This window comes from Ruegeria sp. CDSB086, from assembly GCF_059611065.1.
This window is the reverse complement of record NZ_JBXWOV010000010.1, coordinates 32812-45782: the sequence shown is the minus strand read 5'-3', so window position 1 is coordinate 45782 and position 12971 is coordinate 32812. Positions and strand designations below refer to the sequence as shown.

Sequence of the window (12971 nt, the reverse complement as noted above, 5' to 3'; positions counted from 1 at the left end):
ATAAACCGCAGAGGATGCATCGAGCGATCAGCGTCGGCGTTGTTTCTGCGTGCCGGTTTGTAGGTCTCGGACCAAAAATCGCTGGACAGAGTCCTAGCTGCTGGTGACTGTAGAAGCCACTGTCAGCGGTGGAGTTTTTTTGTGGAACATATTGCACAAATGAACATGGGGTACTTGCTGCACCCGCTAGGAGATCCCCGTATTGCGGGGTTCGAGGACAACTCGGATCGTCTAAACTCTGTCGCAGATCGATCCAAAGGTTTTATCTGGCGCCTTCAAGGAGAGGGCTACGATCTACCGGAGAACGACACCGGTGCATTGTTTGGTCGGCCTCAGGTCGCACTGGCGACACTATCGACTTGGCAGAGCTTTGCAGATTTGGAGCATTTTGTTCACAGGACTATCCATGGTCAGTTTCTAGATCGCCGGACGGAGTGGTTTGAGCACGTCGGTGAGAGGCAGTTTTGTTCAAAGAGCTTACGCTTAATCGAACAACTGACAAGACGGCGCTGAAGAAGCTCATTCGTCTCATTTGTGAAGGTTCTATCGCTGCTGAATTGGAAGATCAGGATGTCCTACTCGGTGATTTCAGGTTCCAGAAATCGGACGTCGAAAAGGTTCTGCGATCTGAGCGGCACTCGTTGGACTGGACAGCAAATGATGTCGCGAAGTTAACGGGTTGGAAGGCTCAGGCGGTGACACATTGGTGCAAGCTGGGCCTGCTCGGATCTCGCAAAGTTCCGCACGGCCCAAGCGAGTCTTTCTTGGTCAGACCACAGCAGCTTGCGATCTTTCAAAGCGAGTACATGCCCGTCGCGACACTGGCGAGGTCAAGAGGTACAACATCCCGAAAGCTACTGTCCGATTTTGAGAGCAAAGGGATTGAGACACATGGCGCGCAGATTGAAGGTAAGACGACGCGAGGGCACCTAGTAAAACTAAGTGACCTGGCTTCGCTGCTGTCTGAGGCCGCCTAGTGCTCGCCTGCACCATCCGAAAAGAACACCACTGAAATGCGCTGTCCAATTGCAGGTTCATGGTCGCGTGAAACCTGTTCAGCTTCCTCGATGACCCGGACCATCTTCTCATGGATCTCTGCGGACGCCTGATGATCGCTTTCGAGCTTTTCCAGGATAACTTGAAGCGCGATGTACCCCTTGGGAAGATCCTCATAGGCGAAGCTGTCACGCACTTCGTGTTTTGCTTGTTCCCAGAAGGGATCAAGCTCACGGCTCCACGCCTCGCACACCATTTCCACGGCCGGTAGTGACAGATGGCCAAACCATTCTTGATCACTGAGTTCGATACCACCTTTACGTCCCATGAACTCGGCGCAAGCTTTCATGAGGCTCTCAACGCGCGCCGGGCGCAAGTCCCACTCAGTCAGCTTGCCGATCTGCTCTGAAATCGTCTCTAGCGCTTCAGAGAAATCTTCCAGTGACATGTGGGCGTGCTCCATGCCAAGGCTTCTGGTCCGTTCGTATGCAGTCTCCAGCGATTGGACGCCGGCTAGCTGGTCGCGTTCCAATATAAGGCCTGGCGCAGTATCCTTAAGAAGCAGCAGGCGAGGCGGAAAGAAGCTATTGCTCTTGCTAAGTCCTTTGAGATGTAGCGCCGTGAATTTCTCACGGGCCGATAGGAGCGCCAACTCTGCACCCCAGGTGCCCTGGATTTTGGCCTTGTCGATGAGTTTGTAGCGGTCTTCGGGGATTGTTTGCTTGGTGCGTTCCAGCACGTCGTGAAAGTTATTGTCGCGAAGCCGCCGTGGGGATCGCAGATATTCAACAACACTATCGAGGATCAGTTCTGCGTCTTCGGTGCTTTCTTCTAAGACGGCGTCGATTAGCGCCTCCCCAGCCAAAGTTTTATAGTTCTCTATGCGCTGGGCGATTTTTTCGTCAGATGCAAACTGACCTACTGTCACATCAACCAGGTGGTAATTGACGACCCCGAACTCACTATCGATCCTGTCGATCCTACCCAGACCTTGGATGAGCTCTTTCAGGTTCGAGGTCAGGCCAAGCAATACCAGCGTGTCTGACGACTGAAGGTTGATACCTTCAGCCATCTTGTAAGTCAGAAAAACCGATGCAGATCCTTTTGGTTCGTTCTTTCCTCCAGGCCGGAAGTAAGACTCCACGGACTTGCCCTGTTTGATACGCTTGAAGCTGTCGGGGCCATCTCCAAAGATTGCCTTCACGGCTCGATCTTCACCCTTGGTTTGGTTTCCCACGACATAGTTGGTGTGGTGGCCTCTGCGCGACAGTGCTTCTGCAAAAATCTCGAGTGTGTCCGTCCGTTCTGCGAGAAAGACGACCCTGTCTTTTTCATTTTGTATTCTCAGGCACGCCTCATACCGCTTCTCATCAAGCTCCTTGAGAACACTGAGACCCAGTTTTTGGTTTAGAGCGTCGCATTTCTTTGTGGGTTCAGGCGCTTCTATTCCCAATGCTGCGAACATGTCGGACTGGTCGCGGTGGGATACCTTTTTCTTCGATTTCCCACCACGCTCGAAGTCGCGAAGCGATTTGCCAATAGCTCCATGAGACATCTCCCAATGGGCCTGGGCGGCGCTCACGCGCAGAATGTTCAAAAGGTTACGGATGTAGAGTTGGTCCTGCGTGCTTTGTTGCGTGCTGACGTGCCCGAACCGGCTTTTCTCGACAGCGGTCACCCTACCGCCAGGCGCAAGTTCTTTACAGAGCGCCACAATCTCATCCAGGCGCGTTTGCTGAGGCTTTGTCACCTTAAGTTTCTTCGGGCGCCCGTGGTTTTTAAGTCTCGGGTAACTGTGTTTCTTGTGGTCTTCGTCCTCGCCAATGCATCGCCTTTGTCTGCGTGTCAAAAACGGCGAAACAAGTTGAGCGAGTTCGGTGCGAGCCTCTCGCGTGAGGGTCGTGTCAGGCTCTGACAGAACAGCCAGTTGCGCATCTTGATTGAAGATATCCTTGGGCACGTGGGTTTCGCGCTCGAACAACTCGCCCATGGCCTGAATGAAGGTCGGCGTCATGAAAATGGACGCCCGTTTCTCCTGCATATGGGTCAACCAGTCGACATCCCGGTTTCCGAGCAGCGTCGCCGACAGACAGACATTCCAGCTTGGGGGGGCAAGCTCGATGGCTGAGGCCATTTGAGATGCTTGTTCAAAGCCCGGTGTAACAGTGTGGCTTTCATCAATGATCAGAATGCCAAACTGATCGAGCCTGAGCCCAGATTTTTCTCCATCGCCGGCTCCGCGGAGGTGTTGTTTGGCAAGTTTGCTGTTTGCGACAGGTTGGAGCGAGTTTGTCGAATACTTGCGCCAACTGGGAATGACTTTGGGCGGGGCAATTACAGCTGCATTTTTTCGCGCTACGCCATGGACCGGGGAGCGGGGCACAACTTCCGAGAATGTTTCTGACAATGCTTCGGCCAGATGACAGCCGATTTCGGTCTTTCCCGAACCGGTTGGGGCTTCTACGAAGGCGATCCCATGGTCATAGACGATGGAGCATGCCTCGTAGGTCAGCTCCTGTTGATACCCAAACAGCGTATGGCTCGTGATCTCTTTTCGGGCACCGGTGAGCCAGGGTTCGAACCCCTTTTGCTCCGAGATAGTTCGCGCCATCGCGTCTTCAGCGGTCACCGGTTTGATAAGCTTTTCGAGAATCTCCAGCGCTTCGGTATTCCAATCGACAGATACATCCCAAGCCTGCTCAGCGGCTTCTGTGCGTTCGACCTGAAGATCATGAGTGCCCGCATCCAGGTCATCGGCATACTCGATGTTTCTGTAGAGCCCTGAGTAGGAAAAGTTTGCGGACCCGGCGACGGCACCTTTTGGTGAGCTGACGATTTTTGAGTGTAGCCGCCGATCCCCAGATATCCCCAACTTGCGTTTGGCGAGCTCCGGATCGAAGACACGCAGATCTATTTTCCCGGTTTTGATGGCGTGTTTTGCCAGCACCGCGATAAGATCGTGATCCTCTTCCACTTGAAGCCCGGAGCGCTCCAGCCAGTAGAGTTTCATTTCTTCGGTGACTGGTTTGGGGTTGCTCAGCCTTTTGGTATTCGCTGTGTCGATCCCGAACGATATCCGGATCCGGATATCGCTGTCGTTTTCCAGATCCTTCAGCTCTGGCAATTCCTTCATCAAAATCGAAAGGGAAGACAGGAAGTCCTGATACCCGGTGACAATCAGGCAATCCCCAGAGGTGATATGGGGTCGATAGAGATTGATGACCGGCCGGTCGATATTGGTGCCGACCTTCGCAACCGGTTCGGCACCAAGCTCGTCTTCTGGCTTTTGATTTGCTTCGGTGAGCTGCTTTGGCTTGGAACGCAGCCACTCAGGGAGTGAAAACAATGAACAAGACTTGGTTTTAGGACGCTTAGTCTAATAGTGATACTGCGCGCATCGTCCTTCAAGACATCACAGGAAGAAACATTCGTTTTCCTGAAACTGTCGGAAATTCGCACCGGTTTTGTGACTGGATGCCGGGAGTTCGAGATTTAACATAAGTCGCGATTATGCAGCGTTTTCGCTCTCGTCAGCCAACCACCTGCTGCACCCGAACAACGGTCAGTCGTGAAATCTAGATCAGTTGTAGCGTTGAGCCGAGAACACAAAGTGCTTGTCCGTGCCGTAAGGTCAGCGATGCGCAGGAATCCGGACTTTGCAAAATTCAGCGGACGGCCCAATTCGGACGTGGCCCGATGGGCGTCGTTGCTGCGGTGCGGCCCGCCAAGCCAGTCATTCGCCGCGAGCGCAACGCTAGAAACTAATTCGACGCGAGCACATGACCTTGCCGAAACCACCTGCCAAGAGGCCAGAGATTGTTCCATTGTCGATTTCCAGATCGACTTTTATCAGGCTCGGACTCGCCGGGTTCATAAACACCCCTTGTTCGATTTGAAATGATCGTTGAGATGATACGACAAAGTCGTGCAATACACATGCTAAGGGCCCCGCAGCCATCCCCGTCGCGGCTTCTTCCTCAATCGCGTATCGGGGCGCAAACATGCGGGTTGTAGCGTCTCGGTCGGTCGCCGATGGGTCTCTTGTGAAGACGTAGTAGCCGATCAAATCCAGTCGTTCGCTGATTTGCGTGATTTTGGCAAAATCTGGTTTCACATTGGCAAGACCATCGGCATCAGCGAGGCCGATGACAATGAAACTGTTACCGGTATTGACTAAAACCGGTGGTATTTCCTGATCAAGATGATGTCTGTTGATCCCAAGGGAGTTCAGTACATCGTCGATGCTTACACCTTTTTCCACCCAGTCCTCTGGTATCGCGTATTTTGGGGCCAGCTGTTCCATATAGGCGGCACCCTCTTTCATTAGTATGCGCCTTGGCCCATCAACTGTCTCCTTCGAGGTGTTGGGATTGGGAATCCGGCCCAGCGCGTCAAGGTGAGAGAAGGCGGCAATTGTTGCATGACCGCAATGAGCGATGCGCCTGTTCGGTGTGAAGAAATCCAGTTTGAAGCCCTCTGTCTTGGACTGCGACACAAAGGCCGTTTCGGACAATCCAACCCTTGCCGCGACGGTTTGCATATCCTGTTCGCCCAATTCATCAGCATCCAGGACGACGCCTGCGGGATTTCCACCGGCGCCACCGTCGACAAAGCCGTGTACGATTTCAACCGTTACCTGTCTGACAGTATTTGCTTGCGTATTCATTGGTTTTCTCCATGCGTCGGCCGCACCTTTGAGCATGGTGCGGCCAGTTTTACGTCAGTTGCTGGCGGCGGTGATGCGGTTCAGAAAGGCGGTCATTTGCGCCGCAATCTCGGGCCCATATTCTTCCAGCGCGAAGTGACCCGTATCGAGCAGATGAAACTCGAGATCATTCAGATCGCGTTCATAGGGATAGGCGCCTTCGACCGGAAAGATGTGATCATTCTTACCCCACATCAGTAGCGCCGGGGGTTGATGCTTCCGAAACAGCGCTTGCCATTTTGGGTACTCGGCAACATTGGTGCCGTAGTCTAGGAAGAGTTCAAGTTGCACCTCTTGATTACCTTCGCGGTCGAGCAGGTATTGGACATGCCAATAATTGTCGGGACTGATCAGTTCCGGTTTTTTAACGCCGTGGGTGAACTGCCATTTGGTTGCATCCAGAGTGAGGAATCCACGAAGCTGGTCGCCGTTCTCTTGCGATGGCTCGGCCCAATAGGCTTTGATTGGATCCCAGAACTCGCGCAGCCCTTCCTCGTAAGCATTCCCGTTTTGAATGATGAAGCCGGTTACCCGCTCGGGCTGTTCCGCAAACATTCGGAAACCAACCGGGGCACCATAGTCCATCAAATAGACCGAGTACTGTTCGACTCCCTTCCGGTCGAGCAGCGATGTCATCATTTCGGAGATATTCGCGAAGGAATACTCGAAGCCTTCGGCCTTTGGCATCTCCGACGCTCCAAATCCGGGAAAATCGGGTGCGATCACGTGGTAGTGCTTGGCCAGTTCAGGGATAAGGTTGCGGAACATATGTGATGAGGTCGGAAAGCCGTGAAGCAGCAGGACAGTAGGTCTGTTTGGATCTCCTGCTTCACGATAGGCGATAGCGATGTCGCCGATTTCTTCCGTGCGGAAGCTGACAGCCTGCGTAGCTTCAATTCCAGTCTCTGCGGCGATTGCTGGCGCCGGTGTAAATGGCGCAGCAATGGAAAGTGCGAGAATGCTGGCGCTCAGGACGGATTTCAGATTGCGCGACATGGATGTTTCCTTTCTTCAGGTTACGGCGTGCGTGCTTGAACGCGCGGGGCTTGATATCGGTCAGTTTTGCTGACCCAGTGCCTCTTCGAGCCTTGCGTTTCGAGCTTTCAGTGCTTCCAGCTCAGTGCGAAGCGGGACGAGGTAATCTTCAAATTCTTCAAGGGTCAGGCGTTGGGGGATGTGCTGCGGGCAGTTCCAGTCCATCGCCTCAAGCTTGATCACAATCGCCCGCTCAGGATGAGCGCGATAGCCCGGCTCACTCAGGCGTTGCATCAGCGCCGGATCGGCATTGGCATCAATGAGTATCGCCCGACCCCAGATCTTGAGGCGTCGCTGATTGGGATAATCCATCAGGATCAGCGAGATTCGGTCATTGCCCAGCAGATTCCCAGTGCTGAGATATTGCCGGTTGCCGAGGAAATCGGCGTAGGCAAGTGTCCGTTCATCCAACACTTTCAGAAAACCCGCTGGTCCACCGCGAAATTGTACATAGGGCCAGCCGGTTTCCGAGACTGTTGCCTGATAGAAGCCGTCTCTTTGCCCGATGAACCTGGCCTCGACCGGGCTGATTGAGTCCTCCTGACGCGTGCCGTCCAGAAACTTCGCGTAGCCGTTAGCTGAACCGTTTTTGGCCTGCGTTTCGCGAACGGAGGGCGTGAAGCTGATCTCTGCAAAGGGTCGTGCCATTGAATTCTCCATCTCGGCCTGGGCGATGCCCTGGGACTGAGGTGAAGTTAATTGGAGCTTTCAAGTTGCGGAATTTGGATACTTGGCAATATATTATTCAAAAATATGGAATAATATCTTGGACAGATTTCACGCGTTAAAAGTCTTTGTGAAGGTCGCCGAACTAAAAGGTTTCGCTGCTGCGGCCCGCGACCTCAACATGTCACCACCGACAGTGACCCGAATGGTTTCTATGCTTGAGGACAGCCTCGGGCTACGTCTTTTTGTACGCACAACGCGCTCAGTGATGCTGACTGATAGCGGGCAAAGGTTTTTTGAGGATGCCAGACGTATTCTGGCTGACCTTGAAGAGGCCGAGCGCGCCGCTGTCGGTTCCTATGCCGAACCGACCGGGGAAATTAGTGTTACTGCATCAGTCCTGTTTGGCCGTATGTTCGTCACTCCAATTTTGGGCGAATTTCTGGATCTGTATCCAAAGCTCTCAGCGCGCACGCTCTATGTGGACCGAGTGGTCAATCTGATTGATGAGGGTCTCGACGTCGGGATCAGAATTGGCAACCTCGCTGATTCCAGTTTGATGGCTGTCAGGTGTGGTACGGTGAGGCAGGTCGCGTTTGCTTCCCGTAAATATCTTGACCAATATGGCGAACCAGATACGCCCGATGATTTATCCTGCCATGCAATCATTAATTCAACTGCCTTGAATGCATCGGCCCAATGGCATTTTCAACGGGGCAGAAAGACTGTCACCAAACGCATGAGCCCACGCATCAGCATGAACACAAATGACGCTGTGATCGAGTTGGCCTTGCAAGGTCATGGTGTCGGGCGGCTTCTGTCCTATCAAGTCGCACCCTACATTGCAGATGGGCGGCTCAAGACTGTTCTAAAGTCGTATGAACCACCCGAAGTCCCCATCCATCTTGTGCATCAAGAGGGACGAACCGTGTCTGCGAAGGTGCGCACCTTTGTTGACTTTGCTGTCGGACGTCTAAAATCAGATCCCCTTCTTGTCGGGAATCAAACACAGGTCCAAAAGCAAGATTAACAAATGGGCGGGCGTCGCGCTATTCAGCCACTGCCGCGACCGAGGCGATCCATGCATTTGGCACAAAGGCATCATCCAACGCGGTTTCCGCCACATGGTTCGTATAGTTCGACAGGGTTTTCAACGCTGTGCCGAGGATGACTTCCAGCATAGATCGGCGTGTGTAACCAGCCGTCAGAAACGCTTCGACCTGTGCGTCGCTGGGCCAGCCTCGGCTTTCGTTGATCACGATGGCGAATTTGCGCAGTGCTTCCAATTTGGGGTCGGCGATAGGGCTGCCATCGCGTAACGCTGCGATCACGTCTTCGGGGACACCGGCCATCTGTGAAAGAGTGGTATGGGCGGCCATGCAGTACTTGCACCCGTTCAACCGGTTGTTAGTCATAAGGATGATCTGGCGCTCAGTCTCTGACAGGCTGGTCTTTCCAAAGATGCTGGAAAGTGTCGTATAGCCTTCCAAAATTGCGGGCGCTTCGGCCATGGCCGCATAAAGGTTGGGTACAAAACCATATCCTTTCAGCGATGCTTCCAGAATTGGTTTCGCGGCATCAGGGGCTGAGGCGATTGTATATGTCTCAAAATCAGTCATGTCTGGTTTCCTTTGGGAAGAGTTTTCGACACACGCGAATTGTCATTGCGGACAGGGTGTCTTGGAGAAATGCCGGCCTTTTGGGGAGGGGAGAGGCAGTGGTGGCTCCGACCGGCAAAAGCCACCAAATTCCTCGATCAAAGGCTGCCGACAGGCGTGTGGTGGATGTCTGCCCACTTGGCATGGGCGCCTTGGATCACGGTCTCTTTGTCCTCAAGGTACTTCTTGAAGATTTCTTCATTCACAAAGAGATAGAGCTTGTCGTCCACGATATCGGCATACCGAACATCGCCATCAAGCTTCTTGCCTACATAGACGCCAAAGGCGCAGAACCCGCCGAATTGAGGCAGATGTGCCGTCGGATCCGCCTCGAATGTGGCTTTCGCTGCCTGCGACGCAAAATAGTAGTCCACTCCATCATGGGCCGATGTAAAAGTGGCGTTGCCCATTTCGGGTATTTCGGCTTCAAACATCGATACAGGATCGACGCCATGCATGCCGAGGGGCTGCCCAGTCAAGGTAAGACTGTTCGAAACGTTGTATTCATCGTCAGCCAATGCCGCCGCCGCCAGGGCGAGAGTCAACGCTGTTGTAAGCGTGGGAAATGTAAAGATGCGTGTCATGATATGTCCTTTCAGGATGCTAGGATCAAATTTGAAGATCGATTTGGGTCAGGCCGATTGGCCAATGCGCTCAACCGCGTCGTCGGTCCACCAGACGCCGTTGGCGACCATGCGGAAGTTGATGATGGCGGCGAGATACCCGTCACCTTCAGGCACCTTGGCCCCGGCTGTGGCATCGCGAACGACAGCGACTTCGTAGCCCAGCTCCAGCAGCTCGTAGAGATGCGCCTGCGTACACAGGTTCGCCGACATCCCCGCGAGGATCACCTTGTCGATCTTGCGTTTACGCAATTGCAGGTTCAGGTCATTCTGAGCAGGGCTGTAAACCTTGTGTGGCGAGCAAATGATGGTTTCGCCATCCTCGATGTACTTCTTGTATTGCGGCATCCAGTCGGCACCTGAGCCCTCGAAGTTGTCCAAATTGAGCGGTCCCAGGCGGTCAAACATGCCGATGCTGTGCATCGTCGCTTCCAGAGTGCCCTCGAACTCCCATTTGTGGTCATGTGGGTAGTAATAGTGGGGCGAGATGAAGACCGGCATCCCCGCAGCCTTGGCGGCAATGAAAAGCCGTTCGATATTGTCGACCGTGCCCTGTTCGGTCACGCTTTCGCCAACGACGCCCCACGTCACACCGTCCTCTGACAAAAAATCAATCTGGGGGTCGGTCACCACAAGCGCAGTACGCCCCGGCTCGATGGTCATGTCGATTTGGGGAAGGCCTGGATTTTCCGGGTCAGCATAGTAGGCGCGTGCTTCGTCGGTCGCGGCAAGGGCCTGCCCGCCAGCCACTATTGTTGTACCTGCCGCGGCCGCACCGGCGGCTTGTTGCAAGAGTCGCCGGCGCGCCATATCAACGCGTTCGGGCGTGACGTCGCAAGCGCAGCTTGCTCCATGTTTGTGGTCATGATTGCTCATTGCAAATTTCCTTTGTCTGAGAGGGGCAAATGGGTTTGCTTTACTCGGCAGCGCCCCAGGTGGATCTGACAAAGAAGAAGTTATGCACCACATCGATTGAGGTATCGGCCCGCCCTGCCAAGGTTTTGGCCGAACCTGCCATGTGGTATTGAGGTGTGTGCCTAGTCGGAGGTCGCCTGCTGCCTGAATCGTGCCGGAGCCTGGCCAACCCAGCGCTTGAAGGCGCGGCTGAACGTGCTCTGTTCCGAAAACCCGGTCATAAAGGCGATCTCGGCTATGGAAGCCTTACCGTCACGGAGCAGGTCACGAGCAAGTGCAACTTGTGCCTGACCAAGAACGTCGCGATAGGTCAGCCCTTCCTCGGCCAACCTGCGGTAAAGCGTGCGCTCGCTCATTCCCATCTCTTGTGCGACATGCGCTGCTTGCGGCGCGCCGTTACTCAGGGCCGGTGTAAGCCGGTGGACAATTGCTTGGCTCAGTGAGGTGTCGTCATCGCGAGAGTTGAACTCCTCATCCAGGTGCTTCGTCATGAAATCTGACAAGCCCGGATCGCCAAGACGATTTTCGCTTTCCAGCATAGCAGGGCGCATAGCAATGGCGTTGTGGGCGCTCCCAAATCGAACCGGGCACCCGAAATATTCGGCGTAACGCTCTGGTTCTTGTCTGCATGGATGCTGAAACGTGACATATGCGAGCGACAACCCATCACCCACAAACCGATGCATGTTCCTCGCAAAGGCCGCAAGCGCGCATTCGTTGCGCAGCTCCAAGGCAGCGCGATGTGATGTTTGTCCCTCAAAAATCCAAAGGACCGGATCGCCGGTTTCATCAAGTCTGTAAACTGCGGTGTCCGTTACGAGACGAAAATAACGCTCGATCCGTTGCAAAGATTGCCGCAAGGTCGGAGCTGTCTTTACGGCTAGGCCAAGGACGCCGAGATCATCGGTCGCAATCGCGTTCGCATAGGCCTCAACCAACGCGGCCTCGTCCGCTTGTTGCGTACGAATCCAATCGATCAGATCGAAATACGCATCATCCGCCAATTGGCCGTCTTGAGCTTCTGGTAGACGCAGCACGACAGCGCCATTCGAAATCAGGGCGCCATCGTCGTTTAGCGTCATCCCGGCGGCGTTGGCCATCGCGCGGGCGAATGCGTAAGTTACACTTGCCATACAGTGAGATTAGCACTGGAAAGCTCTTTCACGCCAGATCGTCCAACCCTGTGATAGGTATAATAAATAGAGACAGCCTCGATCTTCGGGCGCTTGAGGATAAATGCGCCAAACTGATAACACTCGTCATCAGGTTTTCTGAACGGTATCGTCCGAAAGCGTGCGGAAGCATGCAGCCATAGAGGTCATGGTAGATGGGCGAAATTTTCATATCTGTGCTGCTGCCGCTCGCAGTTGTTGTCATCATGTTCTGCCTTGGCCTCGGACTCACAGCGGCTGACTTTCAACGCATCGGACGACGTCCACGGGCCTTTTGCGTCGGCGCTCTCAACCAGATCATTTTGCTGCCTTGCATCGCTTTGATGGTGACTTTTATCTTTGGGATTTCCGCTGAGGCAGCCGTTGGCATCATGATTTTAGCGGCCTGTCCGGGCGGGGTGATCAGTAACATCGTGACCAAGCTTTCGAATTGGGATGTCGCTTTGTCCGTTACTCTTACAGCAGTCTTCAGTCTGACTTGTGTCGTTACGGTACCGCTCATCCTGGGGTTTTCGATGCAGATGTTCATGGGGGCAACTGCGCCCGCTATCGACATTTCTTCGACGGCTTTAGCAATGTTTTTTTTAACAGCTTCACCGATCCTAGCCGGGGTGATCGCGCGATCCTTGGCGCCGCGAATTGTAGCTGCGGTCGAACCAATCTTTAGCAAGGTCTCTATGCTACTTTTTGCGATGGTCATCGGAGGCGCTATCATTTCAAACTGGGTGGTGGTCGCGGATAACTACCTTAGGCTTGGACCCGCACTTTTTGTTGTAGGTGCGTCACTCACGTTTATTGGCATCATGAGTTCAGGGATGCTCGGATGCACAGACATCGAGGCGAAGACGATTTCAATTGAGACCGGCGTTCAAAACGGAGCTTTGGGAATCGCAATTGCTACTTTGCTGTTGCCTAACACCAATGGGTTAAGCGAATATGCCATACCATCCGCAATTTATAGCGTGGTCTGGATCGTAACAATGTTGCCTGTCTTCGCCCTCCTTGCGCGAAGAAGCCCAATTTCATGATCCTGACGCCTATTCGCTAGCTTTGGTTATGCGCTGAGCCAAGCCCCTTTGTTTCCATGCCAGAGCGCCGTCTGGTCAAAGAGCGACCAAGGAGCTCCAAAGCCCGTTGTGGAACGGCCGCTTTGGCGATTTTCCCTGTTGAAGGGAAGAGCTGTTGTTGCCAGTGCGGTGGA

14 protein-coding genes are annotated in these 12971 nt (G+C 53.8%); 6 read left to right on the top strand and 8 right to left on the bottom strand.

Features of this window, described 5'->3' with window-relative positions:
- The first annotated feature begins 159 nt into the window (after positions 1 to 159).
- Together AC2FIO_RS18855 and AC2FIO_RS18850 are read left to right on the top strand one after the other, a co-directional pair.
- Positions 160 to 513, top strand: a complete 354-nt coding sequence (locus AC2FIO_RS18855) for a DUF3291 domain-containing protein (RefSeq protein WP_496699667.1) — start codon at positions 160 to 162, stop codon at positions 511 to 513.
- The gene (locus AC2FIO_RS18850) at positions 465 to 977 is read left to right on the top strand and encodes a hypothetical protein (protein ID WP_496699668.1); all 513 of its coding nucleotides are present in this window, start codon (positions 465 to 467) and stop codon (positions 975 to 977) included. The genes AC2FIO_RS18855 and AC2FIO_RS18850 overlap by 49 nt, the downstream gene beginning before the upstream one ends.
- On the opposite strand, the gene AC2FIO_RS18845 is transcribed toward AC2FIO_RS18850, so the two are convergent.
- On the bottom strand, positions 974 to 4006 hold the full coding sequence (locus AC2FIO_RS18845; protein ID WP_496699580.1) for a DEAD/DEAH box helicase family protein: 3033 nt from the start codon (positions 4004 to 4006) through the stop codon (positions 974 to 976). The two genes, AC2FIO_RS18850 and AC2FIO_RS18845, sit on opposite strands and share 4 nt — an antisense overlap.
- Here AC2FIO_RS18845 and AC2FIO_RS18840 point away from each other — a divergent pair.
- Complete coding sequence (locus tag AC2FIO_RS18840) at positions 3971 to 4336, top strand: hypothetical protein (protein ID WP_496699578.1); 366 nt, start codon at positions 3971 to 3973, stop codon at positions 4334 to 4336. The two genes, AC2FIO_RS18845 and AC2FIO_RS18840, sit on opposite strands and share 36 nt — an antisense overlap.
- Positions 4337 to 4750: 414 nt before the next feature.
- On the opposite strand, the gene AC2FIO_RS18835 is transcribed toward AC2FIO_RS18840, so the two are convergent.
- Genes AC2FIO_RS18835 through AC2FIO_RS18825 form a run of 3 tightly spaced genes read right to left on the bottom strand, consistent with a single transcriptional unit; the run spans position 4751 to position 7384 of the window.
- The gene (locus AC2FIO_RS18835) at positions 4751 to 5698 is read right to left on the bottom strand and encodes a PhzF family phenazine biosynthesis protein (protein WP_496699576.1); all 948 of its coding nucleotides are present in this window, start codon (positions 5696 to 5698) and stop codon (positions 4751 to 4753) included.
- An 18-nt stretch (positions 5699 to 5716) separates the two neighbouring features.
- Positions 5717 to 6697: an alpha/beta fold hydrolase gene (locus tag AC2FIO_RS18830; protein WP_281995597.1), complete on the bottom strand. Its 981-nt coding sequence runs from the start codon at positions 6695 to 6697 to the stop codon at positions 5717 to 5719.
- A gap of 60 nt (positions 6698 to 6757) precedes the next feature.
- Entirely contained in the window at positions 6758 to 7384 is a 627-nt protein-coding gene (locus AC2FIO_RS18825; protein WP_496699574.1) for a pyridoxamine 5'-phosphate oxidase family protein, read from the bottom strand.
- A gap of 82 nt (positions 7385 to 7466) precedes the next feature.
- On the opposite strand from AC2FIO_RS18825, the gene AC2FIO_RS18820 reads away from it, so the two are divergent.
- The gene (locus AC2FIO_RS18820; RefSeq protein WP_246097326.1) at positions 7467 to 8432 is read left to right on the top strand and encodes a LysR family transcriptional regulator; all 966 of its coding nucleotides are present in this window, start codon (positions 7467 to 7469) and stop codon (positions 8430 to 8432) included.
- Positions 8433 to 8451: 19 nt separating this feature from the next.
- Here AC2FIO_RS18820 and AC2FIO_RS18815 read toward each other — a convergent pair whose 3' ends face one another.
- The 3 genes from AC2FIO_RS18815 to AC2FIO_RS18805 all read right to left on the bottom strand — a co-directional run bounded on the left by AC2FIO_RS18815 (position 8452) and on the right by AC2FIO_RS18805 (position 10559).
- Positions 8452 to 9021 (bottom strand): carboxymuconolactone decarboxylase family protein, encoded by a 570-nt coding sequence (locus AC2FIO_RS18815; RefSeq protein ID WP_142639617.1) that lies wholly within the window; start codon positions 9019 to 9021, stop codon positions 8452 to 8454.
- Between the two features lie 137 nt (positions 9022 to 9158).
- Entirely contained in the window at positions 9159 to 9644 is a 486-nt protein-coding gene (locus AC2FIO_RS18810; protein WP_142639615.1) for a YHS domain-containing (seleno)protein, read from the bottom strand.
- A 48-nt stretch (positions 9645 to 9692) separates the two neighbouring features.
- Positions 9693 to 10559, bottom strand: a complete 867-nt coding sequence (locus AC2FIO_RS18805) for a cysteine hydrolase family protein (RefSeq protein WP_058282012.1) — start codon at positions 10557 to 10559, stop codon at positions 9693 to 9695.
- A 29-nt stretch (positions 10560 to 10588) separates the two neighbouring features.
- Between AC2FIO_RS18805 and AC2FIO_RS18800 the strand changes: the two genes are divergently transcribed.
- Positions 10589 to 10711 carry a hypothetical protein gene (locus AC2FIO_RS18800; RefSeq protein WP_496699572.1) on the top strand — a complete coding sequence of 41 codons (123 nt, stop codon included), beginning with the start codon at positions 10589 to 10591 and terminating at the stop codon, positions 10709 to 10711.
- Between the two features lie 9 nt (positions 10712 to 10720).
- Here AC2FIO_RS18800 and AC2FIO_RS18795 read toward each other — a convergent pair whose 3' ends face one another.
- Positions 10721 to 11731, bottom strand: coding sequence for an AraC family transcriptional regulator (locus AC2FIO_RS18795; protein ID WP_142639613.1), 1011 nt, complete (start codon positions 11729 to 11731; stop codon positions 10721 to 10723).
- A gap of 194 nt (positions 11732 to 11925) precedes the next feature.
- Between AC2FIO_RS18795 and AC2FIO_RS18790 the strand changes: the two genes are divergently transcribed.
- The gene (locus AC2FIO_RS18790; protein WP_142639611.1) at positions 11926 to 12798 is read left to right on the top strand and encodes a bile acid:sodium symporter family protein; all 873 of its coding nucleotides are present in this window, start codon (positions 11926 to 11928) and stop codon (positions 12796 to 12798) included.
- Positions 12799 to 12971: the final 173 nt, after the last annotated feature.